This is a genomic window from Chitinophaga sp. (assembly GCF_039596455.1).
Lineage (GTDB): Bacteria > Bacteroidota > Bacteroidia > Chitinophagales > Chitinophagaceae > Chitinophaga.
In genome coordinates, this window is the sequence record NZ_JBCNJR010000011.1 from 82907 (window position 1) to 106759 (window position 23853).

The 23853-nt window shown below is 54.2% G+C and carries 17 protein-coding genes; 2 read left to right on the plus strand and 15 right to left on the minus strand.

All coding sequences use genetic code 11. From position 1 onward, the window contains the following. Positions 1-18: 18 nt before the first annotated feature. The 4 genes from ABDW36_RS24355 to ABDW36_RS24370 all read right to left on the minus strand — a co-directional run bounded on the left by ABDW36_RS24355 (position 19) and on the right by ABDW36_RS24370 (position 7020). Complete coding sequence (locus tag ABDW36_RS24355; protein WP_343704550.1) at positions 19-1659, minus strand: RagB/SusD family nutrient uptake outer membrane protein; 1641 nt, start codon at positions 1657-1659, stop codon at positions 19-21. Positions 1660-1762: 103 nt separating this feature from the next. Then, positions 1763-5053, minus strand: a complete 3291-nt coding sequence (locus ABDW36_RS24360) for a TonB-dependent receptor (protein ID WP_343704551.1) — start codon at positions 5051-5053, stop codon at positions 1763-1765. 173 nt (positions 5054-5226) lie between these two features. Beyond that, complete coding sequence (locus ABDW36_RS24365; protein ID WP_343704552.1) at positions 5227-6303, minus strand: FecR domain-containing protein; 1077 nt, start codon at positions 6301-6303, stop codon at positions 5227-5229. Positions 6304-6447: 144 nt separating this feature from the next. Beyond that, on the minus strand, positions 6448-7020 hold the full coding sequence (locus ABDW36_RS24370; protein WP_343704553.1) for an RNA polymerase sigma-70 factor: 573 nt from the start codon (positions 7018-7020) through the stop codon (positions 6448-6450). A 303-nt stretch (positions 7021-7323) separates the two neighbouring features. On the opposite strand from ABDW36_RS24370, the gene ABDW36_RS24375 reads away from it, so the two are divergent. After that, on the plus strand, positions 7324-8475 hold the full coding sequence (locus ABDW36_RS24375) for a hypothetical protein (RefSeq protein ID WP_343704554.1): 1152 nt from the start codon (positions 7324-7326) through the stop codon (positions 8473-8475). Between the two features lie 54 nt (positions 8476-8529). Beyond that, the gene (locus ABDW36_RS24380) at positions 8530-8904 is read left to right on the plus strand and encodes an STAS/SEC14 domain-containing protein (protein WP_343704555.1); all 375 of its coding nucleotides are present in this window, start codon (positions 8530-8532) and stop codon (positions 8902-8904) included. Positions 8905-8915: 11 nt separating this feature from the next. Here the strand turns inward: ABDW36_RS24380 and ABDW36_RS24385 are convergent, their stop codons facing one another. The 11 genes from ABDW36_RS24385 to ABDW36_RS24435 all read right to left on the minus strand — a co-directional run bounded on the left by ABDW36_RS24385 (position 8916) and on the right by ABDW36_RS24435 (position 23845). Next, entirely contained in the window at positions 8916-9608 is a 693-nt protein-coding gene (locus tag ABDW36_RS24385; RefSeq protein WP_343704556.1) for a hypothetical protein, read from the minus strand. Positions 9609-9711: 103 nt separating this feature from the next. Continuing rightward, positions 9712-11343, minus strand: a complete 1632-nt coding sequence (locus ABDW36_RS24390; protein ID WP_343704557.1) for an FAD-dependent oxidoreductase — start codon at positions 11341-11343, stop codon at positions 9712-9714. Positions 11344-11355: 12 nt separating this feature from the next. After that, the gene (locus ABDW36_RS24395; RefSeq protein ID WP_343704558.1) at positions 11356-12819 is read right to left on the minus strand and encodes a RagB/SusD family nutrient uptake outer membrane protein; all 1464 of its coding nucleotides are present in this window, start codon (positions 12817-12819) and stop codon (positions 11356-11358) included. Positions 12820-12831: 12 nt separating this feature from the next. Then, a complete protein-coding gene (locus ABDW36_RS24400; RefSeq protein ID WP_343704559.1) occupies positions 12832-16158 on the minus strand; it encodes a TonB-dependent receptor in 3327 nt (1108 codons plus the stop codon). Between the two features lie 219 nt (positions 16159-16377). Further along, on the minus strand, positions 16378-17688 hold the full coding sequence (locus tag ABDW36_RS24405) for a FecR domain-containing protein (protein ID WP_343704560.1): 1311 nt from the start codon (positions 17686-17688) through the stop codon (positions 16378-16380). A 70-nt stretch (positions 17689-17758) separates the two neighbouring features. Further along, positions 17759-18364: a sigma-70 family RNA polymerase sigma factor gene (locus tag ABDW36_RS24410; protein WP_343704561.1), complete on the minus strand. Its 606-nt coding sequence runs from the start codon at positions 18362-18364 to the stop codon at positions 17759-17761. A 68-nt stretch (positions 18365-18432) separates the two neighbouring features. Continuing rightward, complete coding sequence (locus ABDW36_RS24415; RefSeq protein WP_343704562.1) at positions 18433-19518, minus strand: DNA alkylation repair protein; 1086 nt, start codon at positions 19516-19518, stop codon at positions 18433-18435. A 367-nt stretch (positions 19519-19885) separates the two neighbouring features. Beyond that, a complete protein-coding gene (locus ABDW36_RS24420; protein WP_343704563.1) occupies positions 19886-20137 on the minus strand; it encodes a hypothetical protein in 252 nt (83 codons plus the stop codon). A 132-nt stretch (positions 20138-20269) separates the two neighbouring features. After that, positions 20270-20962, minus strand: coding sequence for a LytTR family DNA-binding domain-containing protein (locus tag ABDW36_RS24425; RefSeq protein ID WP_343704564.1), 693 nt, complete (start codon positions 20960-20962; stop codon positions 20270-20272). Beyond that, on the minus strand, positions 20959-21978 hold the full coding sequence (locus ABDW36_RS24430) for a histidine kinase (protein WP_343704565.1): 1020 nt from the start codon (positions 21976-21978) through the stop codon (positions 20959-20961). Before ABDW36_RS24430 ends, ABDW36_RS24425 begins: the two co-directional genes overlap by 4 nt. A 160-nt stretch (positions 21979-22138) precedes the next feature. Continuing rightward, positions 22139-23845 (minus strand): RagB/SusD family nutrient uptake outer membrane protein, encoded by a 1707-nt coding sequence (locus ABDW36_RS24435; RefSeq protein WP_343704566.1) that lies wholly within the window; start codon positions 23843-23845, stop codon positions 22139-22141. Positions 23846-23853: the final 8 nt, after the last annotated feature.

Below are 23853 nucleotides of genomic sequence, written 5' to 3' on the forward strand. Positions count from 1 at the left end.
AGTGGTTTCATATGCGGGTCAATAATTCGGGTTCTGAACAATTTTTTCGTTTTGTGCAATAACGCTTTGCGGAATGGGCATCAGGTAATTTTTGGCCGGGTCAAACGCAATTTTCCCTCCGCCTGCATTTACTTTTTCGTATACCAGCTGGCCTGCTACAGTGGTGATCTTCATAGCGCGCAGCGGTTTGCTGAACACCTGCTCCGCTGTTCTCCAGCGCCAGAGGTCAAAGAGGCGCTTGCCTTCAAAAGCCAGCTCTACCCTGCGCTCCCGCCGTATCCTTGCGCGCATCTCCGCCTGGTTGAGGCCCAGGGGCAAATCAGGCAAACCTGCTCTTGTTCTCACTTTGTTCATGGCGTTGTACACGGTAATATCCGGCCCTGCGGCTTCGTTCTGCGCTTCGGCATAGTTGAGCAGCACTTCTGCATACCGCCATATAATGGGGTTGGCGCCGCTGCTGATGCCGGGCACCTGCGCAGGGTCAAGCATCTTTTTCAGGAAATAGCCGGTACGGCCTTTACCGCCCGCGCCGGAGGCATCCAGCTCGTTGTTGTTATTGGGCACGCCCAGGCGGGTATAGATGGTACCGCCTTTCCATTTGGCGCCATCGTAAATGATAGACGCGGCAAAACGCTTGTCGCGGTTGGCGTAGGGATTAGCGGGGTCGAAGCGGGCGGAGCCTTCGGCTTCGGTTTTACCGTCCAGGAACTCGTAATCGTCTACCAGGTCTTGCGTGGGGTTCACAGCGCCCCAGCCGGTACCGTCAGCTACGCGCACGGGGTTCCAGTATTTTTCGCGGATGTGGCCGCGGATATTGGCGGCATACTGCACGTCAAAGATCACTTCTATATTGTTTTCATTGGCCGGCAGGAAGAGGGCTTCATAGTCGGCAAACAGATCGTACCCGGCGCCTGCCGTCATGATCTTCAGATGGGTGGCGGCAGCATCCTGCCATTTCCCTGCATACAGCTCCAGCTCGCCTTTCAGCGCCCAGGCAGCGCCTTTGGTAGCGCGGCCGGCTTCCTGCGGCTTTACTTTCAGCGGCAGGTCTGTTGCGGCTTCTTCACATTCTTTTTGTATAAAGGCCACACATTCTTCGTAAGTATTACGGGGATAAAAAATGCCTTCTCCCTGCTCTGCCTGATTTAAAGGAATAGTGATGATGGGCACGCCGCCGTAAATATCTATCAGTGATTTATAGAAATACGCGCGCAGGAAACGGGCTTGTGCCAGCAGCGGTTTTTTAACAGCATCATCAAACTCCGCTGGCGTAACGTTCTTGATGAACAGGTTGCATTTGCGGATGTTGGCGTACATGTTCTTCCAGTGCGGCGTGAAGATGGGCGCAGAGGGGCCGTAGGAGCCCTGCGCAAAATTCTCGTAGGAAGGTATGCCAGACAACGGGCCGCTGATGCTGTTGTCCGAAAAATTGTCCAGCGGGTCATTACTGATCTCTGACGGCAGGTTGGTGAACACGGTAGACTGCGGGCCGGGATTCAGGTTGTTGTAAATATCATTCAGGAACAGCCCCGCGTTGGCAGGCGAGCTCCAGATGGCGGCATCTGTCAGCTGGTCAGTCGGGTCTATGTTCAGGTTTTTGTCGCAGGCCGCCATAAAGCATGCTCCCGCAACAATGTATATCAGGCGTAAGTATTTCATCTGTTAATATTTTTTTTTACGGGCCAGATGGAACCTCGCATTAATTGGCCATGGGTGGCAAAGCGTATCATGCTCGGTTTCATCATTTGACAATTAACGGTTGTTAGAAATTGGCGTTCAGGCCGAAGGAGAACACCTTTTGCTGGAAATAGTAGCGGGCCCTTTTACTGGCGCTGCTCACCCCTATTTCCGGATCGAGGTACTTTTCCGCGGAGAAGGTCAGCAGGTTCTGCGCGGCGGTGTATATGCGGATGGATGAAATCCTGAGCCTGTCCATGACAGACCGGGGAAGGGTGTATCCCAGCTCAATGTTCTTCAGGCGCAGGTACGAGCCGTCACGCTGCCAGAAAGAAGACACCTGCTGGCTGTTGGTGCTGGGAGACGGGAGGATGACGGGGTATTTGGCGTTCCTGTTCTCGGGCGTCCAGTAATCCAGCTGTTCTTCAAAGATCTTGGCGCCGTTAAAGTAAGGCAGCGCGGCTTCGTTGGTAAGCTGGAAGCTGCTTTGCGTAGCGCCCTGCCAGAGCATGCCCAGGTCTACCCCGTGCCAGCCTGCGTTGAGCGTAACGCCGAATATCACCTGCGGGAAAGCCGGATGGCCGATCACCACCTGGTCATCGTCCGTAATCTTTTTATCGCCGTTGATGTCTGCATACCGGATATCTCCCGGGCGCAGGGTGCCAAACTGTTTGGGAGCGGCGTTGATCTCTTCCTGCGACTGGAAGAGCCCGATGGCCCTGAGGCCGAACTGGGTATCGAGCGGGCGGCCGGTGCGGCTGCGGTTGGGATTGTTCAACGTAGCGGCATTTTCAAAGGTTTGCACCAGCTTGTTTTTGGCGTAGGAAAAATTCAGCCCGCCGCTGAAATTGATGCCGTTATTGAAAACATGCGATGTATTGACAGAGAAATCGAATCCCTTGTTATCCATAATTCCCGCGTTCACCTGCGAGATCCCGATGCCGTATTCTACCGGCACCACCGCATTGGGGCTTACCAGCATGTCTGAGCGCCGTTCTTTAAAGAAATCAAGCTCAAAGCCCAGCTTTCCGCCGAAGAGCATTCCTTCCAGGCCAATATCCGCCTTGCGGGCGGTTTCCCAGGTAATGCCGGGGTTAGGCTCGTTCCTTTCAAATGCCCCTTGCACCTGCGTAAACTGCGTGCCGCCGAAAATGTAGCTGCTGTTAATGCCATAGCTGCTCAGGTACTGGAACGCAGCGCCCGCCAGGTTGCCGGAAATACCGTAAGAAGCGCGCAGCTTCAGGTTATCTATCCAGTGATAATTATCCTTGATGAAGTTTTCTTCAGACAACCGCCAGCCCAGGGAAAATGCAGGAAAGAAAGCAAAACGTTTGCCGGGGGCGAAGAAATAATGCCCGTCATACCGGCCGGAAAGCTCTACCAGGTATTTCTGCGCGTAATCATATCCTACGCGGTATACAAAACCCATTTGTTTATAAGAGCCGGAAGAGCCGCTGTTGTCCAGGTCATTCTTGGAAGGGCTGCCCAGGGAAAGCTCATCCAGGTTCACCTGGTAGTTCAACCGTGACGCGCCGAACTGGTTGTTGTTGCCTTGCCGCAGTTCTGCTACGCCCAGCAGGTTCACGCTGTGTTTGCCGAAAGTGTTTTTATAGGTAAGGTAGCCCTGCAGCGTGGTGTTCACCACTTCTTCAAAACCCTGGTTCAGGCTGGGCGCCGCCACGCCTGATTTGATGGGCACAAATTCATCTGCCGCGTTCAGGGAATAGATGTTGTAGGGCAGCTGCCATTGTTTGTTGGTAGCATAATTCTTGTCATACGCGCCTACTGCTTTCAGCGCCAGGCCCGGCACGGCGGCTATCTGCTGCTCAATTGAAAGCTGGGTGTACAAGGTGTTCTTGTTATCCCGGTTGTAACCGCTTTCGTAAATGGAGGGCAGCAAAGTGTTGCCGGGCAGGCCGTTGGAGAAACGGAGCTGCTGGTTAAGCAGCGGCGGGTTTTTCGTAACAGACGTGTAGATGCCGGTACCGGTCTGGGACCCGGGGTTTTGCGTTACTTCCAGGCTGCCCTTTACGTCAAGGGATACCACCGTGGTTTTGGTAGCGTTCACGTCTACGTTGGTAGCCAGGTTGTAGCGGCGGTAGTTGATCACCTTCACGGAACCCTGCTGGTACAGATGGCCCAGCGAGCTGAAGAAGCGTATCTTTTCCGAACCGCCGGAAAAGGTCAGGTTCTGGCTGGTCATGGGCGCGCTGAAATCTATCACTTCCTTCATCCAGTCATGATCAGGAAAATGATCAGGGTCTGAATGGGTACGGTATTTCTCCAGCTGTTCTTCCGTATAAGCCGGCGCCAGTCCCGCGTTTTTGTTAGCTACATTCAGCGTGGAGGCAAAGCCGTAGGCATCCAGGTATTTAGGGTATTGGGTGGGGCGCTGTATGCCGTACCAGGTATCAAAGCCCATTTCCACTTTTCCCTGTTTGCCTCTTTTGGTAGTGATGAGCACTACCCCGTTGGCGCCTGCCAGGCCGTAGGGAGCAATGGCCGCCGCATCTTTCAGCACGGTGATGCTTTCAATTTCGTTGGGGTTGATCTGCGAAAAGTTACGGGGCACACCGTCTACAATAGTGAGCGCGCCATTCCTGGAGCCGGTGGTCCCTACACCCCGCACCCGCAGTGTGGCGGCGTCCGCGCCAGGCTCGCCGCTTCCCTGGAAGGCCAGCACACCGGAAATGCGGCCGGCCAGGCTGTTGTTGACATTGGCCACCGGATTTTTGGTGATCACATCTCCCTTCAGGGTAGACACCGCGGCGGTCGTGGAAGCTTTTTTCTGTGTGCCGTAGCCTACTACTATCACCTCGTTCAGGCCCTGCAGCTCGTCTGGCAGGGTAATATCAAGCGTCGTAGCGCCGTTTACCGGCACCTCCTTTGTCTGGAAACCGATGTAAGACACAACCAGCGTAGCGTCTGCCGGGGCGTCTACCTCGAAGCGGCCGTCAGCATTGGTAACCGTGCCCATGCTGGTACCTTTTATTTTGATGGATACGCCGGGTAAAGCTGTGCCTTTGCTGTCTTTCACGATGCCTTTCACCATCAGGAAGCTGGTATGCTGGGAGGCTGTGATGGCAATCACGCTGTCTGACAGTACCTGGTAATTGAGGTTGGCAGGGCTCAGCAGGCTGTTCAGGATATCTCCCAGCTTCTGCTGGCCGTTGCTGGAAAAGCTGATGTTTTTATGGGGTGCGATTTCTTTTGCGTTGTAGAAGAAGCGGCAGCCGGTGGCTGACTCTATTTTTTCCAGGGCGCTTGAAAGTTTCACGTCTTTCACCTGGAGCGATAGCTTTATGTCTTTCTGTGAGTACACTTTGGCAGACAGCTGCATGCAAAATAGAAAAACAGCCAGTAGCGTAAGTCGCATAGTTCTTTCAATTTGCCTGACGTTAATGACATGGCATAGCCATCCATTAAGTAGATTTTTTTTCATACTTTTAGCTTTTATTGGTTTTTTGGAAGCCGCTCTTCACAACGATCTTCCAAATTAAATCCGGTAATTACACGAAAGGGGGATGTTGACGCATCTCTCTTTCTTTTTTATCGGGTGATGGTTACTGTGTCATGGTCAATTGTGAATTTGAATGGTGCAATTACCTGCAGCACTTTCAGCGCTTCGTCCAGGCTTTCGTTCTTGAATATGCCCGTCAGCTGCCAGGCTTTGATATCTTCATTTGTTATAACGATGGATACGTTGTACCGCCGTTCCATCATGGCGGCCAGGTTGTCAAACCGCTCGTCCCTGAAAATGAGTTTATTATCTACCCAGGCAGTTTCCACAATGTCATTGGTAGCCTGGAAAGGCACCAGCTTTTGCGTTTCCATCACTTCTTCCTGCTGCTTTCCTGCCGTAGCGGGCTGGTGGTGCACTACCACTTTTTCATTGGGCGCCAGCAGCACCTTCCGCCCGCTGCCCTTTGTGAGCAACACCTCCAGTGCGCCTTCTATCAGCGTGGTTTCTGTAGTGGAGCTGCCTTCATAGGCCTTTACATTGAAAGTGGTGCCCAGGTCTTTGATATCTGCCTGGGGAGTATGTACAACAAATGCATGCTGATCGTGATGTACCACCTTGAAATACGCTTCTCCCGTGAGCGTCACCTCCCTGTTCTCCAGGCTGAAATTTTTGGGATAGGTGAGCTTGCTGCCGGCGTTCAGCCATATTTCCGTACCGTCTGCCAGGGTGATCTGTGTTTTTGAGCCCTTGGGGGCTATTATTTCGTTGATGGCTGTGGCCGCGGTGATGGTGCTGAGCCTGGGTTTCAGCAAGGTAAAACCGCCCCAGGCCAGTATGGCTATCCCTGCAATGGCGGCGGCCACTTTGAAAAGCAGGCCGAGCCTGCGGCGGCGCGGCGCTTCGGGGCCCTGCGGCTCTTCCAGCCGGCGCAGCAACGCTTCATTGAGCTGCTCCGGAGCGCGGTTGTCCAGCAGCAGCTTGATCTCGTCTATAAATTCATTGGTAACATCGTCAAGGTTGTTGACGGCCTGTATCAGCTCGTAGGAATACCAGAGTTCGGGATCTTGCGTCAATAACGTTTTCAGCTCCTGCTCTTCTGCGGGAGTAATGGAATGGGACAATTGTTTGCCCATCAGGAACCAGATCCTGTTGGAATGTTTCATGGATGAACGTATAATACTTTAAATCGGTGGGAATGCCGGTGGAAACAGCTCATTGTATGTACCAGTTTATGATAAGACAATGAAACGGGGGGGTTCTACTAAAGCCGGTTGAAAAAAAGTCTGGCGGGGGGAGCAGTGGCCGGATCATATCTTGTTGGAGATCTTTTTCTCCCGGTTGAAAGCGCCTACGGCCTGTACCAGTTTTTTCAGGGCAATGGCCAGCTGCACGTCAATGGTGTTGACGGAAATCTGCAGTTTTTCCGCTACATCTTTATTTCGCATACCGTCTACCCGCACCATTTCGTAGATCTGCCGGCAGCGGGGCGGCAGGGCGTTGATGGCGTTGCGGATGCAATCATACAGCTCCATGGAAATAATGAGGCTTTCCGGGTCTTCGGAAGCCAGGTCTTTGAAGGGAAGGCCGGAAAGCAGGTGCTGCTCCTTTTTCAGCCTGGCCAGCAGGTTGAGGCTGGCGTTTCTCACGGCGGTGAAGAGGTAAGCCCGGAGGTTGCTGATCTCCACGATGTTTTCCTTCATGAGCCATACCTTGTACAGCACGTCATTCACAATTTCTTCCGCCGGCTCGCGGCTCTTGAGGTAGGCAGCCGAAAAATCGAGCAGGGTGGCATGATAGTGAGCATACAGCAGCTGGCAGGCCTCATTGTCCTTTTTATCAGCAATCAGATCAATAAAGTTTTTCGTAACCGGATCCAACATATAGATTGATTGGTCTAATCTGCAATATCTATAACCAATATTAACTGAATATGAACAACGTGGCGTTACCAGAGAAAGCCCGGTGGTTGACCCCGGGTAGTGAAACAAATTTATAGATTTTTGGAGGAGAAATGCAAAATCAGTTGCAATTATCTATCTTTATCAGGTTTGGACGAAGCCCTATACCCGTGCCTGCCCGAATATTTACCGCATCTGAAATGATTTGTTTGGAGCCCGGCTGTTTTTGTCTAAACATCTGACGTTACCCGTTCTTTTTCCCATAAACAGTTAAAACCCTGTGCCATGAAGCATTTTTTCGTATTTCTCATGAGCTGCTGCCCCCTGATAGTAACTGCACAACAGACCTTTATGGTAAACGGTGATGCGGACAAGTATTACCCGGTTACTTTTTATGACGGCGGCTGGTATTTGAACAAGGCCACAGAACTGGAAATAGGCCGTTCCCACGTTCACCAGGACAGCGATAACCTGGGCTCCCTTATTGCCAAATTCCGGTTTCACACTACCAACTGGGGGCATGGGTCTAATTTTGTTGACGCTGATATCCGCCAGTACAATTATGGCAATGTTAACCAGCATTTTATTGCCGGCTTTGCGGACGCTTCCGGCGCCAATGCCCACTTATGCCTGGTAGTATGGTTAAAAGGAGGTGGTACCACTTATGTCAGCAACAGCAACGTGGCCATAACGGTGCAGGTGTATGATGCCGGCCCCTTTGTTACCACCAACGGAGTAAGTTATACCTATAAAACGGAGCTGGATGCTTACATTATGTCTGCCGGTATTTCCCTTGGCGGCGATCTGACCGTCCGCGGTCCCAGTACGGTAGCCATGGGTACACTCAGCGTAGGTACGCAGGCAAAGTCTTCGGATATCAACCTTCCAAATGTAACTGAAGCTGAAAGAGCGGTTGGCCTCTCCTGGTATCACAGTACCGCTAACCCTACAGAATACGGTATTCATAAAACTGCCGGCCCCTGGGTATATCCGGCCTACCAGCAATTACGGCTTGGCTGGAATACAGGGATCATCCTTGACCCGGGTACGGTCTACGAAAAATCCTATGTAGACATCGTAGGGAGCGGCCTTCGGGTAACCACCGGCAACGTAGGCATCGGCACCACCACTCCCGGCAGCTACAAACTGGCCGTAGAAGGCACCATTGGCGCGCGAAAGGTAAAAGTGACCAGTGTTGCTTCGTGGGCAGACCATGTGTTTACAGACGCCCACCACAGGCCATCCCTCCTGGAGCTGGATGCCTTTATCCGGGCCCATAAGCACCTGCCCGGCATACCGGCAGAATCAACCGTAAAGCGGGAGGGTATAGACCTTGCGGAAATGAACGTCAAGCTGCTGGAAAAGGTGGAAGAGCTGACCCTTTACGTTATCGAACTGAAAAAAGAACTGGATGCCCTGAAAAACAGCAGCAAATAATACCCATCCTCCGTCATGGCACGAAAATAGCGGCAGATACCAAAATATTTGCCCATGGTGGAACTACTCGCAGACTTTCCCCCGCATGTAGCGGCCTACAAGGCGTCGGGGGCTGTCAGCAAAGAAGAATACCGGGATGTAGTGATGCGCCGGGTTGATGAGGTAGCCGGAAAGTACGGCCAGATCAATTTTCTGGTACGGCTGGAAACAGACATGGGAAATTACAGCATCGGCGCTTTCCTTGAGTACCTGAAAGTAAGTTTTGAGCATTTCTTCAAGTGGCAGCGCATGGCCATTGTTACGGACGAAAGCTGGCTCAGGAAAGCCTACAGCATGCTCAGCCCGCTGGTGCACGGTGAGATCAGGACCTATCCCCTGCGGGACTTCGAAGCGGCGCGCACCTGGGTATCGGGGCCGTTTGCGAACTGAGCGCCCCGCCCTTACTGCTCATTCTTGTAATATTCACTGGCCTTGTAGTGTTTTATCGTCTTTTTCATTCTGCCGTTCGTTATCTGGCTGATGGTAACGGTTACCATGTCTCCCCCGCCCGTGGTATCTTCTGTTACCTCCTCTACCTTCGCCAGCTTCCCGGCCGCATTCATGCCATATACAATGGTGGTACGCCGGCAACATCCGTCTTTCTGGCGGACAGTAAGCTGCCTGCGCCGCCTGTCTGTTTCAAACATGCCCAGGTTTTCGGAGGCCAGCCTGGTCAGCCCCTTGTCTGGCGTAAACGCCTTACGGTCCTTGTTGTATACGTACACATCGTACGAAGGGCCGCCATAGCTTCCGTTGTTACCGTTGCGGATGGCTACGTCTTCCTCTCCGTCAAAATTGAAATCATCGAAAATGAGGGGATGCTCGCCTTCCGCGGGCACGGCTTGCTTGTCTCCTTTCTGCCGGTTGCTGTCCAGGCGCACAACCATACGTTTTGCCGTGAAAGACTGCACCGCCCGGTTCCGCTCTTTTTCCAGCAACTGTATTTTGGCTTCGCCGCTGCATTCATTGCCTTCGCAGGGAATGGCGGTGATCTTTGCGTGGTACCTGTCGGAATTGTTGGTGACGAGGATGGTAGTCTGCGCCAGGGCGGCGAGCGGCATCAGTAAAGCGGCAAGGATGGGCAGCGGTTTCATAAGCGGTACATGATAAAGTACCCTGAAAATACTCAAATCCGGGCATTCAGCCAATGTTAACTTTTCCGCCCATTCATAACATCCCATCCCTGCCGCCAACAGGTCATTCATCCAATGACAATACCTGCCCCTGTTCCAGCAGCTTTGCCCGGAGGCGGGCGTAATCCACTTCCTGCACGCTCTTGCCTTCATCCAGCGCCATCACGGCTGCCGTTGCGGCAGATTGCCCCAGCACCATAAACGTCCATTCCAGGCGGATGGCGCCGTAAGCGATATGGCTGGAAGACGGGCAGGTGGGCGTAAGCAGGTTGGTGCATTCCCTGCTGCGGGGTACCAGCGCTCGGTAAGCCACCGGCAGCGGGCGCCAGTTGCCGGCGGGTTCAAATACAAACCCTTCGTTGTATGCATACCCGTCTTTTACGATCCTTCTTACACTGTGTACGTCTGGCGGCCAGAAAGCCACGCCCACGGGGTCTTCTACCGGTACGGGATTCGGTTTCAGGATATGGTGTTCGGTAATTACATAATCAGATACCATTCTCCGCGCGTCACGCACGTAGAACTGGTGAGGCCAGTTGCCGTTGTCTGTAAACTCGTCTTTCGCCAGCCCCCATGACGCCCATTCCTTCTGCAGGTCAGGCGCCAGGCGCCCCACCGCCGTATCGTTAGCCAGGAAGTAAAAGAGCCCTTCGGTAAAAAAACGATGCTCGTCATATACCCGTTTGCGGGTGGCATAGTTCCCGCCGGGGTAGTCTACGTTCATGCCGTAGAGGTTATGAGAAAGGTCGTGCCAGGCGCCAAGGTCAGACTTCTTGTTGGGCACGCTCACCCAGGGCCACAGCAAATGACCGCCGGCTTCCAGGTAGCGCACATATATCTCATAGGTGTTGCGGTCATAACCGGGCGGTTTCCTGAAAGGCACACGGTTAGCGGGCTCCGGCGTAAGCACGGCCCTGAAGCAATAAGCCTGCAGGTGCTTGTCTGCCGCGCCCGGCGTGCCGATGCTCCCCGGCTGAATGGTGGGTATGAGGCCGCTTTGCGGGTTGCCGGGTATTTTATACGGGTCTACTTTCACCTGGAACTGGGCATGCGTGGTTTCCCCCCTGATGCCGTTCAGCGTTTCATTGTACTGCGCGTTGGCCTCACGGCCAATGACGGTGGAGATACCTGCTGCTGCCAGCAGGTCTCCCTCGTACGTAGCATCTATGAAAATACCGGCGGAGAACGTTTGCCCGTTCTCCATCCGGATGCGGGTAATGGCAGTGCCTTTCTTGCTGACGGCGTTGCGTTTTTCCGCCAGGCGGGAGCGGGTGAATACGTTCACTTTGTGCGCTGCCAGCCAGTCCATCAGCACCTTTTCGCCCACGCCTGGCTCGTGAGACCAGAGGGCATGTTTTTTTGTTCTTGTCCGCCACGCCTCTTCAAACTCTTTTTCACGGCCATATACCCTGGCTATGCGGCGGTAATATTCCAGCGCCAGCCCTCCTACCGCCACGCTGTTCTGAAACGCCTGCTGGCTGTCTATATCGGTTACACCGAGGCCGTTCGTCATAATGCCGCCTACATGGGCGGTGGTTTCTATCAGGGCAACGTTTTTGCCCATCCTGGCCACCTGTATGGCCGCGGTTATTCCGCCAGGCGTACCGCCGTACACTACCACATCGTACCGCAGCTGCGCCGCGGCCAGCAATGGCAGCAGGCAGCAGGCCAGGCCTGTTATATATTTCCTGATCATCGTTTTTCCTGTTTAATACCCTTTGATTTGCTCCAGCGCCGGGTTGGCGTCTATTTCCCGCTGCGGGATGGGGAACCATACCTGATGCGGCTGCACGGTGGCATTGCGGGAGAAACTGTTCTCCGCTTTTACCGCGGCTTCCAGCCGGCCGGTACGCACCAGGTCAAACCAGCGCTGTCCTTCAAAACATAATTCCAGTCTTCTTTCCTGCAGCACGGCATTTTTGAACTCCGTGGCGCTGAGACCGGCCAGGTCATCAAGGCCGGCACGCCGCCGTACTTCATTGATAGCCGCATATGCGTCCGTACCCGGCCCGCCGTTGGCTTCACTTAAAGCTTCTGCATAGATGAGCAATATTTCAGCGTAACGCATATAAGGCCAGCTGGTGCCGCCGTTCAGCCCCACCTTCACCGTGGGGTCTGCCAGCTTCCAGAAAGAAACGGCCAGCGCAGGGTCAGGGTTGTCTACAGACAACTGCACGGTTTGCTGTGTAACGGGGTGCACATAGGAGGTCAGGAAAGTGACGGCCTTCCGCTTGTCATTGGCCGCATAGGCGTTAAAGAGAGACGGGCTTACCCTGAAAATACCGAAGCCGTTGTTAGGCACAATGGGCGCCCCTCGAGGGGCATAACCGGTGGTGAAAGAGTTGCCTTGTATATCTGTCAGGAACACCACCTCAAACAGCGATTCCCTGCCGCCACGGTTCTTGATGGCAAATACATCGGCATAGTTGTCCCAAAGGTCATATATCCCCAGGTCTATCACGGCTTTGGCTTTGGCGGCAGCCTGTGCCCAGTAGGGAGAACCGGCCGTATTGCCGGCGCGCGCAAGGTACACTTTGGCCAGCAGGCCGCTGGCCGCGCCCAGGGTGGCCCTGCCGATATGAGCGGTGGAGTTGTAGCTTTTGGGCAGCGATAGTTCGGCTTCTTTCAGGTCTGCCTCTATCAGCGCGTATACCTCTTCTACGGTTGACTTGGGGGTTTCCACACCTGTCAGTGTGGTCACCTCCCTGGTGATCAGCGGTACGCCGCCGTAGAAACGCACCAGGTTGAAATAATGAAGGGCGCGAAGGTAATGCGCTTCTCCGAGGTATTGTTTTTTCAGGTTTTCGTCCATCTGTATACCGGGTATCCGCGCCAGTATGATGTTGGAGAACTGGATGCCGCGGTAGGCGCTGCTCCATATCTGGCCGGAGTAGGTATTGGAAGATACCTGCTCGTACTTCCAGAGGGCCACCCTGTCTGCCGCGCCGGTGAGGAAGGGAATGCCGTCGTCCGCACAGATCACGTTGGGCGTAAGAATGTGCTCGTTGCGGTACACTTCATGCAGCACGCTGTAGGCGCCTGTTACCGCCGCTTCCGCATCCGCGGCGTTGCGGTAGAAAGTACTGCTGGCCTTCCAGCCGTCAGGAGAAAGATCGAGACTGGGCTGGCAGCCTATTATACATACACATATGATGATTGCAAGAGATCTCATGATAAATGCCTTTTAGAATTTTACGTTTAAGCCGAATAACAGTGTTTTGGCGGTAGGGTACCCGCCGTAGTCCATGCCCTGGTCAATAGCAGAACTGCCGAAGCGGCTTACTTCCGGGTCATAGCCCTTGTATTTGGTAAAAGTCACCCAGTTCTGCGCAGACATGTACACTTTCAAACCGGCCAGCCGCATGCGGTTCAGCAGATGCTCCGGAAAATAATAACCAAGTGATATGTTCTTCACGCGCAGGTAGGAGCCGTCTTCAATGTGGAAGCTGGACAAAATGCGCTGACCTCCGTTGGAGTTGGCGCGGGGAATGGTGCCGGAGGGATTGGAGGGCGTCCAGCGGCCCAGCACGTCTGCAGACTGGTTGTTGTTGCCGTTCAGGTTATACAGGTCAAAACGCCCGAAGTTCAGGATATCATTGCCATAGCTGCCCTGGAGGAAAATGTTCAGCTCCAGCCCTTTCCAGGTAAACGTGTTGTTGAGGCCGCCGAAGAAATCAGGGTTGCCGTTCCCGATCACCGTACGGTCTGCATCATTGATGGCGCCATCGTTATTGATATCTGCATAGCGGATGTCTCCGGGGCTGGCAGACGGTTGGGCGGAAGCATCTATTTCCGCCTTGTTCTGGAAAATGCCGGTCATCTGCCGCCCGTAGAAGTTGCCCAGCGGCTGGCCTACCCGCATCAGCACGGTACTGCCCCATACGCCCAGGTGGCCGCTGCCGGAGCCGGCGGTAAATTCAGGGCGCCCGTCCAGCGTCAGCACCTTGTTTTTATTGAATGAAATATTGAAAGCGCTGCTCCATTTGAAAGCGGGCCCGTCTATATTCACGGTATTCAAGCCCAGCTCAAAACCGCGGTTCTCCACCTTGCCGATGTTCTGCAGGGAAGTGCTATACCCCGTTGTTTGCGGTACGTTTACGCTGAACAGCAGGTCTGACGTAGTTTTAACATAGTAATCCGCCGTCAGCATAATACGGTTGCGCATCAGGCCGATGTCTGCCCCCACATCCAGCTGCGCGTTCTTTTCCCAGCTCAGGTCATGATTGCTGATCCCGCCCGGTACGCCGCCGGTTTGCAGCACGGCGTTGGGGCCAAAGGGGTACTTTACGTTGGAGATGAAAGACAGGTAACCGTAATCCCCGATTTCCTGGTTGCCGGTCAAACCATAGCTGGCACGCACTTTCAGGTCAGAAACCAGCTGCTGGCCTTTCATAAAATTTTCATTGATCACCCGCCATGCCACGGCGCCGGAAGGGAAGAAACCGTATTTATTATTGGGGCCGAAGCGGGAGGAGCCGTCCCGCCGGGCGGTTAGCGTGAGCAGGAAACGGTTATCGTACCCGTAGTTCACGCGGGCCAGGTAAGATATCAGCGCCCAGTCTCCCGCGGAAGAGCCCGGTGTTCTCAACGTGGCGCCGGAGGCCAGGTTGTTGTACTTCGCAAAATCATCTATAAAGTTGGTGGCGTTGGCGGTTACGTTCTCATTGTGATACGCCTGCGTGGTATAGCCTGCCAGCGCAGTAAGCTGATGCACGTTATGGAAAGTGCGTGTATACGTGAGCGTATTTTCATTCAGCCAGTTGATGCCCTGGCCGGCAGATACCGAAGCATCCCCGTTGGTGCCCGCGCCCAGCCCTATCTGGCGGGTAGCATAATAGTTCGTTTTGAAGCTGTTCAGATCTGCGCCCCAGGAGGTACGGAAAGTGAGGCCTTCCAGTATCTTGTATTCTGCAAAAAAGTTGGCCAGCAGGCGAATGGTGCTCACCTGGTCAGTGATCTCGTTGGCAAGCCCTACCGGGTTATCTACCAGGTTGCCGTTCAGCGGCCCCTGGTCACGGTAATACAAGCCGTTGGCATTGTACACGGGGAATACCGGTGCATAGTTGATGGCGGCGTTGGTAACACCGGAGCTGGCGCCGCCATCCGTTTCCGTGCGGGAAGCGTTTGATTTGGTATAGGCCGCCTGCATAGACAGCCCCACGTTGAGGCGCGAGGTCACTTCCCGGTCTACGTTGGCGCGGAGGGTATAGCGCTTAAAGTAAGAGTTGAGCAGGATACCGTCCTGGTTATAATAATTCCCGGAAATGGCGTAACGTGTTTTGGTTTCACCGCCGGTAAAAGACAACTGGTAGTTCTGGATGGGCGCCTGGCGGAACACTTCATCCTGCCAGTCTGTGCCTTTGCCCACATTAGCCGGCAATGGCCGGTCTGCGGAAGAGCCGTCAAAGTACGGAGCGCCGCCGCCGTTCACCCTGGCCTCGTTAATAAATTCCGCGTATTGCTGCGCGTTCAGCAGCGGTATTTTCCGCCTTACGGACTGAATACCGTAATAACTTTCAAAGTTGACGCTGGATACGCCTTTTTTACCCCGTTTGGTGGTCACCATCACCACGCCGTTAGAGCCGCGTGAACCATAAATGGCGGTAGAAGAGGCATCTTTCAGTATTTCAATAGACTCAATGTCTGAGGGATTGATGTCGTTGATGCTGTTGGTGGGAAAACCGTCTACCACGTACAGGGGTGTATTGCCGGCGTTTACAGACCCCGTGCCGCGTATGCGGATGGTAGCCGCGCCGCCCGGCCGGGCAGAGTTCTGGGTGACCAGCACGCCGGCTGCACGGCCCTGCATGGCCCTGTCCAGGTCGGTTACCGGCGTGGCCTTGATGTCATCTTCCCCTACGCTGGCCACGGCGCCGGTGATGTCACTTTTTTTAACGGTGCCATACCCCACTACCACCGCTTCATTGAGCTTGCCCACATGTTCCTGCAGTATTACACTGAGGTGTGTTTGCCCCTCGGCAGCCAGCTCCCGCGTGGTATAACCCAGGCTTGATACTACTATCACCGCGCCGGGCGGTACGTTGTTGAGGGTGAATTCTCCTTTGGCATTGGTAGACACGCCCTGCCTGGTACCTTTGATCACTACGCTGGCGCCGGGTACGGGTGTACCTTTTTCGTCCGTTACCGTGCCCGTCAGTGTGTTATCAGGCGGGGAAAGCGCCGCCACCGTGTCTGGCACGGCGGTGGCCGGCGCGGCTCTCCGGGTCTCTATCACGATGTTCTTGCCTTTTACGCGGTAGGCAATAGGCTGGCCCTGCATGCAGATGTCCAGCACATCTTTCACCTGCACGTTATTGACCTGGATGGATACCGGCCTGGTGCGGGAAAGGGCGTTTTCATTATAGATAATGGAAATGCCCGTTTGCGAAATGATTTCCGCAAACACCTGCTGCAACGGCGCGTTTTTCATTGACAGGGAAACTTTCTGCGAATAACCCGCGGCGCTCACATGCAGGCAGGTTACCAGTAAAATAAATGCGGTCATTCTCATCACCCGGCATAATTTACTTCTGAGAGAAACGGAGGCAAATTTGGTTGATACCCCGCACGGCTGCGGGATTTCTCCTTTCAGTTTAAAATACATACATTCGTGGTGTTTGGTGGTTCTTAAATAGTCACACAGAGATTATCAGAGCACGCCAGATATCACCGGGGATGCCGCTAACATCTCCGGTTTCTTTTGTACCCCGTTTTTATTTATTTGGTTGTGTTACGGTAATACGATCACTTTTCTCCCTTCTATTTTAAAATGATTGGTGCCGCCTTCTTCCAGGAAAAGGAGCACGTCAGCCAGCGCCATTTTCCTGCTAAGCCCTCCGCCGTACAAGCCTTTGTTGGCCGGCGCCTTGTATACAACATCTACGTCGTACCAGCGGGCCACCTCCCGCAGAATGGCCGGCAGCTCCATGTTGTTGAAAATGAAAAGGCCGTTTTTCCAGTCCGTCACTTTGTTCACGTCCGTTTCATGTACGGCTATCTGCAACCCGCCTGGCTCCGTTACAGCCTGCTGGCCCGGCTGCAGCGTTTGTGTGGCCGCTTTATGCCTTACGCGCACGGCGCCCTGCAGCAGCGTTGTTTTAACGGCCTGCTCGTCAGGATACGCCATCACGTCAAAACGGGTACCCAGTACCTGCACTTCCGTGGCGCTGCTGATCTTCACCTTGAATGGCCTGGCGGCGTTGCCGGCAATTTCAAAATACCCCTGTCCGCTCAGCTCCACCACCCTTTCACTTTCACCGAACACCACAGGGTATTTCAGGCTGCTGGCGGAGTTGAGCCAAACCCTGGTACCATCATGCAGGGTAACCTGGAACTGGCCGCCGCGGGGCGTGCGGAGGGTATTATAACCCTGCGCACCGCTTGTTCCCTGCGTGGTGTATTGAAGGCTTCCGTTTTGCTGTTGAATGGCGGCCTGCCCCTGGCGTATCTGGCGTTCTCCGGTGCTGTCAAGCTGCACGGTAGTGCCGTCTGCCAGTACCAGCATGGCTTTGTTGCCGCCGGGAAGAGGCTGCGCCGCCACCTGTAATGGCGGGGCTTTCACGGCGGGCCGTTCATACAGGTACCATGCGGCAGTAACGGCCGCCACTGTTGCGGCCGCGGCCAGCCATACACGGCGGCGGCGCGTATGCAGCGGGCGTGCGCGGTTTGCGCCGGAGCCTGCCGTGGCGTGAATGTCATGCAGAGACCCTTCGCGGAAAGGTGCTTCGCTGGCTTGCGCCGTTGCTGCCGGGCCCGCAGATACCTGGGCCTCATGAGGCAGTGCATGCGGGGCCCCGGCCTGCCCTTCTTCTTTCATCTCGCTGATGCGGTGCAGCAGCTTGCTTTTTAACCGCTGCCCCGTTTCCGGGAAGTCGTAACTCCCGGCCAGCCGTTCTTTCAGCGCATCATCCAGCATGCCGGCCAGTAGCGGCTCACAGCCAGGGTCTTTAAAAATGCGGTGCAGCTTTTCCCGCCCGGCCGCGTCCAGCCTGCCGGTGATATAATCGTCCAAAAGGGTTTGAATGTCTTGTTTCGTATGCATGACAATGCTTTCAATATTAAAGACGCAAAAAAAACGGCACTTGTAGTGCCGTTCCCCAAAAAATCTGTAATTATTTTTCGAACATGAACCACGCAACGGATAGCAGCAACAGGAAATCAGCGCTGACGCTGTTTTTGAGGCGTGTTTTGAGAAAGCTGAGGGCTTCTACCAGGTACTGGTTCACCGTGCCGTAGCTGAGCCCCGTTTCCCGCACAATGTCTGCCCGGCTCATCTGCTCTACCCGGTACATCTTGAACACCCGTTTTTTCTGGGCGGGCAGCAGCTCAATGGCTTCCATCACCTGGCGGTAAAACTCCTTGTACCCCAGCTGCCGGTCCGGCACCAGCTGCTGTTCTTCCAGCAACAATGCTTCCGGCTCCGCGGGCAGTTCCTTCTTTTTGCGCAGCTCCGAAAAGATACGGTTGCGGGTGATCACGAAAAGAAAATTCCGGAAGCTCTCCAGTTCCGGCAGGCGCCGGCGCAGCTCCCATATCTTCATGAAAATATCCTGCGTTACTTCTTCAGCATGGGCCGCGTCTTTCAGAAAACTCAGGATATGCGCGTACACGCCTGCCCAGTAGCCGTCAAACAGCGCGGCAAACGCGGCTTGGCTGCCGCCTGCTATTTCTTGCAGCAGCGCATGTTCATTGTTCAGGTCTGGTAAGGTTTTACGCAACGGCAACGTGGATTTTTACGGTGGTAATATACAGGATGCCCGGTAAAAATGCTATTTTTTCGCGGCAATCAGGGTATGCGCAGGTCAAAAGCCTTCTCCCCCATGGTTCTCCCGTTCACCATGATCTCCAGCAAATGGCGGCCGGCGTAGTGTTTGCGGGTAGTGAAGTCTTTCAGCACCTGCTTTTTGGCTACCTGCAGTATTGCGCCGGGCGCCAGCTCCGCTTCTTTCAGCTTGAATACCTTGCGGGAAAGACCGCCGCCGGCCTTGCGGTAATGCAGCGCATAATCTATCACCAGCTTCTGCGGCGTTTTCTTTTCAGATACCAGCTCGAAAGAAAATTGCAGCGCCTCCCCCAGGTTGATCCGCGCGGGACCGAGCCGCAGCTTTTCCAGCCTTACCTTTACGTTCTTTTCAAAATTGAAAACGGCTAGCGAGTCCTGGTGGCCCTGTTTGATGAGCGAGCGGCTGGCGTGTTTGATGATCCAGGCGGTGTGGGTGTTAGACGCGTCCCAGCTTTTCACCAGGTTGATCATGTACGCGGGGTGGTCTTTTGAAATATCGTTGAGATGGTTGGCCACGGATTTACGTACATACGGTTCCGTGTCTGTTTTCAGTTGTTCCAGTATATCCCTTGTGAGCGCGGGGTTTTGAATAACGGCATCCAGCTTGAACGACCACGGCAGCCGTGGGCGGCTTCCTTCCGATGCCAGGCGGCGCACATGGTGGTTGCTGTCTGCGGCCCATCCCTTCATGACCTGCAGCGCCCTGTTTAAGTCTGTTCTCAGGAACTCGCGCACGGCAAACTCCGATGAGCCGAAGGGCGTGAAAAACTTCAGCGCTTCCATGGAGGCATCAAAATGACCCTTGCCGTACAGCGCCACAAAACCCGGGAACACCAGCGCGGTATACCCGGTCTGCACCTGGCCGGCTACTTTGTAAAGCACGGCCAGGGCTTTCTGAAAATCTGCGGGGAGGTGCTTCTGCAATACTACGGAAGTGTTGTGCAGCCGCTGGTTGAGAGACAAACCGTCCAGCCCCTGCGTTACATCCTTCATAAACCCTTCCACGTTAAAATTCCTGTCTGCTTTACCGAATGCTTCAGCAAAGCCCGTATAAAAACGGCGGTTGAACATTTCCTTCAGCGGTTCCATGCCATGAAATTACAGAAACGGTGGAATATCAGCAGATTGCGGCTTAAAATTCCCTGCGCCCTACTGACATGCCACTGACAATCCTTCGGTCATCCTTCGGTGGTGTTCGGTAGCAGTACGGGTTTGAGGGTGTTTAACCGAAGGTTGACCGAAGGATCACCGAAGGATGACCGAAGAAGGGACGTATTCCGGGGCACCGGTTTTTCCCAGCAAAAAGACCGGGAAACACTATTCTCCCGGCCTTCGTTATTACATTCACCCCGGCTTTCTCCGATGCCCGCCCCAGGTTTCACCGAAGCCCGCCCCATTTTTTGCCACGGTATGCACGCTTGAGCTACCTTTGTTTTGCAGGCGCTTAAAAGAAAGCCTACCGCAGATACCGCCCGTCTACCTGCACGCTGTCACAGCCATGATGATGCCAGTGGCCCCTGTCGGCAAAACGGCCGCGCATCATTACCGCGTTGGCGGCAAAAAACAATACTATCATCAAAATGGCGGCCACTTTGGTGATAACGGTGAGGGCGGGCCTTTTTGAAAAGCCGCCGAAAACATACCCGATAATGAATACCATACAGGCAATAAACAACACCCGTATGAGAATAATAGCTCCGAATGCCATGATCGTAAGATTTTAAGTGAACAATAAGGTGACAAGAATGGCGTATCTTTTTCACCTGTTGTAAAATTACCTCAAAGGAAAAGGCCTGCGGAGCGAAGTAGACGTACGGGAAAAGTGTGCCGACAAAAGGGTTCAGGTGTTCAGCATGCGGGTCACATTTTCCTTGTAAGCATCACCAACAGGAATTTCCTTGTTGCCGATGCAAACCAGTTCCCGCTTTACAGCGGTGATCTTTGCAACCGCCACCAAAAAGGATTTATGCGTGCGGATAAAAGCCGGCGGCGGCAGTTTTTCTTCAATGGCTTTCATGGTCATGCGGGTGAGCACGGGGCGGGGTTGTGAATTGAGGTGTATCTTGATGTAGTCTTTCAGCCCTTCAACATACTCCACATCGTCCGCCACAATTTTCACCTGCGTATATTCCACGTGCACAAAAAAGTCTTTCAGCTCCCCGGGCGGCGCGGCTTTAAGGCGGAGCAGCTCCTGGGCGCGGTTGCAGGCCCTGAGAAAACGTTCAAAGCTGAAGGGCTTCAGCAGGTAGTCTGCCACGCGCAGGTCATAACCTTCCAGGGCGTATTTTTCATAGGCCGTTACCAGTATCACCAGCGGCGGGTTGTTGAGCGTACGGAGAAATTCCAGCCCGCTGAGGCGGGGCATCTGTATATCAAGAAAAATAAGGTCTACTTCTTCTTCCTGCAGCACCGCGGCGGCTTCCATGGCGTTTTTGCATGTGCTGACCAGCTGCAGGAAAGGTATCTGCCGGATGTTGTCTTCCAGCAATTCCCGCACCAGTTGTTCATCATCTACTACAATACAGCGTATCATACCAGTTTCAAAGTTAAGGTGATATGGAACAGGTTGTTGTCTTTCCGGATGTGGAGCGTGTATTTGTTCCTGTACAGCAATTCCAGCCTTGTTTGCACGTTGGCCAGGCCTATACCGGAGCTGTCGTCTTTGCTGGCGGCGGGCTCGTCCGTATACGGGTTGCTCACTTCATACGTCATCACCCCGTTGCTGACCGCCAGCCGTACGTTCATCGTATTGGGCCCGGATGCGCCTGTGCCATGCTTGAAGGCATTCTCCACAAACGGGATGAGCAGCATGGGCTCTATCAGCAGGCCTTCCGTGTTGGCCGTAATATGGAGGTCTACATCCACATCACTGCCAAAGCGCAGCTTCTGCAGGGCAATGTAGCTGTTCAGGTACGCTATTTCTTTCTCCAGCGCCACTTTTTTGCCCCGCGTATCATACAGCATGTAGCGCATGAGGTCTGCCAGGGTAATCAGCGCCGGCTCCAGCTGGTCGCTTTTTTTACGGGCCAGGGATACCATGTTGGTGAGCACGTTGAACAGGAAGTGCGGGCTGATCTGGGAACGGAGGAATTTGAGCTCTGTGAGCAATTGCGTGGCCTGCCTTTCCCGCTGCTCCCGCTCCTGCCGCATTTTGTCAATAATTCTGCGGTAAACGATGCTGATGATATAAAACGGCATGGTGGAGCCGAACACAAAGCGGCCGGCCATGTGGTTTTCCAGCACACCGGGAAACCAGGCCCTCAGCATCCCCCCTTTCAGCCCTGAAGCGGCCGCTATCAGTGCAATACTGGCAAGGATGTACAGCCACCAGTGCCGCCGGTTATAGAGCTTCGGATACAGGAAATACGCGTTGCCGTAAAAAAGGCCCATATGCACCAGCCCTGCCAGGGTAAAAAACGCGCCGGGTATCATGCCTATCCTGAAACCGTTCTCGGGGCCGGAAACAAAATAGGGCAACAGCAGCAGAACGCTCCAGATGAGCGCATGCATGGCGATGGTGATGTATTTAGGCGGTACGTGCAGTTTCATGGGCCATTCAATAGGATAAAGATAATTGTTATGGCCTTAAAACCCTGCTCCGGGCGGGATGAATAGACAAGCGGGCTAAATGTGCAGACGAAAAAACAAGGAGCGTTTACCACCGGGGTAAACGCTCCTGCTTTTGTTGTAAGATCAGTATGCGGGTTTTCTATTTCTGTTTAAGGGCGCCCTGGCTCCTGTCTATCTGCTGCTGGGGGATGGGGAAGTACTCATCCCTTGCATCAAATACCAGGCCTGCGAACGCGGAAAGTATGCCGCCTTCAAATGCGGAATAACTTTCCAGCACCTGTTTGGCTATGCCCCAGCGCACCAGGTCGTAGAAGCGGTGGCCCTCCATGGCCAGTTCCAGCCGCCTTTCAAACCGGATGGCATTGCGGGCATAGTCAGGGTTGGGGAAAGACGTGTATTGGCCTACGTGATAGTTGGCAGCAGGGCCGCCGTCTACCACCTTGCCGGGAAGTTTAGCCGCCCTGGCCCTTACCGCATTCACGAGGCGCATGGCCTCTGTGAGGCTTCCCGCTTCCACCTCGCATTCAGCCGCCATCAGGTACACGTCTGCCAGGCGGATGAGGTGTACGTTGAGGCCGGTGATGTAGCGGCCGCCGGAAACCGTCTGGCTGGCAAACTGGGCCTGTTCCACCATATGCTTCACACCTACGAAGGGGCCTGCATAAGCGGGGTCGCGTATCCAGGCGTCTCCGGCCATAATGCCCCAGTCACGGAAGGGAACGCCTCTTCTGCCCACGGTATAATCCAGCCGGGGGTCGAAGGAAATGGTCTTATCTACCTGGTAATTCGCCTTGGCGTCTCCTGTAAGGCCGAAGTCGGATTTATACGGATTTGTGCGGTAGCTGTTATCCAGCATGGGCAAGCCTGCAGCGGTTACCTTAAAGGCGTTCACGAGGTCGAACGTAGGCTGGTAAAAGCCGCAGCAGTTCACCGGCGCGCTGCCGTAAAAGCCGCCCAGCATATCACCAACGTTGGCATTGTCTCCGCTGCCATCGGGGTTAATGTTGTGTTGCACTTCAAAAATGGATTCCGGGCCGTTCTCGGTGGTTACGTCAAAATTGTTCTGGAATGGCATGTCTACCAGGTTGCCCTTGGCCGTCATTACATCCTTGAACAATACCAGCGCTTCGCCGTACTTTTTCTGGTACAGGTATACCTTGCCAAGGTAGGCTTGCGCCGCGGTTTTGTTAACGCGGCCCACTTCCTTCTTGGGTTTCTCTACGGTAAGGCTTTGTACGGCAAATTTGAGATCGTCCTCAATTTTGGGCCATACTTCTTCCTCGTTGGGAATAGTGATGGCATCCGCTGTGGCTACGGTTTCATCCACATAAGGAATGTGCCGGAAAGCCCTTACCAGGTAAAAGTAATAGTGGGCGCGCAGCATCCGGGCCTCCGCTTCAATTTCAGTGGCCCTGGCGTCGCTGAACTTGCTGCCGCTGCCGGCCTGTACGGCCTTCAGCAGCCGCAGGGTGTTGTTGCAGCGGGCTACGCCTTCGTAATACCGGTTCCACATAATTTCGGTATTGTCATTGGTGACAGACACGTCGTACAGCTCTACCTGGTTCATGTTGGGCTGGTCCCCGTTCACGCTGCCCTTGTGGGCATTGTCTGCCCCCACTTCCCCGAAAAGCCACTGGCTGGGCGCGGAAGAATAGTTACCCCAGGTGCCGTTCACGTTGCCGTTGAGCAGGCCGTAAGCGCCTATCAGCGCGCCCTCCACGCCGTCTGTAGTTTCCAGCTGGGGAATGGTCAGCTCCCCTTGCGGCGTTTTTTCCAGAAAGTCGCTGTTGCAGGCCGCAAAAAATGCGGCGGTGCATAAAAGTATGATGCTGTTAATTCTTTTCATTGTTAGAA

Bases quoted from the DNA above. Each gene is read 5' to 3' on its own strand.
- ABDW36_RS24355 (WP_343704550.1), bottom strand. From the start codon at position 1,659: ATGAAATACTTACGCCTGATATACATTGTTGCGGGAGCATGCTTTATG.
- ABDW36_RS24360 (WP_343704551.1), bottom strand. From the start codon at position 5,053: ATGCGACTTACGCTACTGGCTGTTTTTCTATTTTGCATGCAGCTGTCT.
- ABDW36_RS24365 (WP_343704552.1), bottom strand. From the start codon at position 6,303: ATGAAACATTCCAACAGGATCTGGTTCCTGATGGGCAAACAATTGTCC.
- ABDW36_RS24370 (WP_343704553.1), bottom strand. From the start codon at position 7,020: ATGTTGGATCCGGTTACGAAAAACTTTATTGATCTGATTGCTGATAAA.
- ABDW36_RS24375 (WP_343704554.1), top strand. From the start codon at position 7,324: ATGAAGCATTTTTTCGTATTTCTCATGAGCTGCTGCCCCCTGATAGTA.
- ABDW36_RS24380 (WP_343704555.1), top strand. From the start codon at position 8,530: ATGGTGGAACTACTCGCAGACTTTCCCCCGCATGTAGCGGCCTACAAG.
- ABDW36_RS24385 (WP_343704556.1), bottom strand. From the start codon at position 9,608: ATGAAACCGCTGCCCATCCTTGCCGCTTTACTGATGCCGCTCGCCGCC.
- ABDW36_RS24390 (WP_343704557.1), bottom strand. From the start codon at position 11,343: ATGATCAGGAAATATATAACAGGCCTGGCCTGCTGCCTGCTGCCATTG.
- ABDW36_RS24395 (WP_343704558.1), bottom strand. From the start codon at position 12,819: ATGAGATCTCTTGCAATCATCATATGTGTATGTATAATAGGCTGCCAG.
- ABDW36_RS24400 (WP_343704559.1), bottom strand. From the start codon at position 16,158: ATGAGAATGACCGCATTTATTTTACTGGTAACCTGCCTGCATGTGAGC.
- ABDW36_RS24405 (WP_343704560.1), bottom strand. From the start codon at position 17,688: ATGCATACGAAACAAGACATTCAAACCCTTTTGGACGATTATATCACC.
- ABDW36_RS24415 (WP_343704562.1), bottom strand. From the start codon at position 19,518: ATGGAACCGCTGAAGGAAATGTTCAACCGCCGTTTTTATACGGGCTTT.
- ABDW36_RS24420 (WP_343704563.1), bottom strand. From the start codon at position 20,137: ATGGCATTCGGAGCTATTATTCTCATACGGGTGTTGTTTATTGCCTGT.
- ABDW36_RS24425 (WP_343704564.1), bottom strand. From the start codon at position 20,962: ATGATACGCTGTATTGTAGTAGATGATGAACAACTGGTGCGGGAATTG.
- ABDW36_RS24430 (WP_343704565.1), bottom strand. From the start codon at position 21,978: ATGAAACTGCACGTACCGCCTAAATACATCACCATCGCCATGCATGCG.
- ABDW36_RS24435 (WP_343704566.1), bottom strand. From the start codon at position 23,845: ATGAAAAGAATTAACAGCATCATACTTTTATGCACCGCCGCATTTTTT.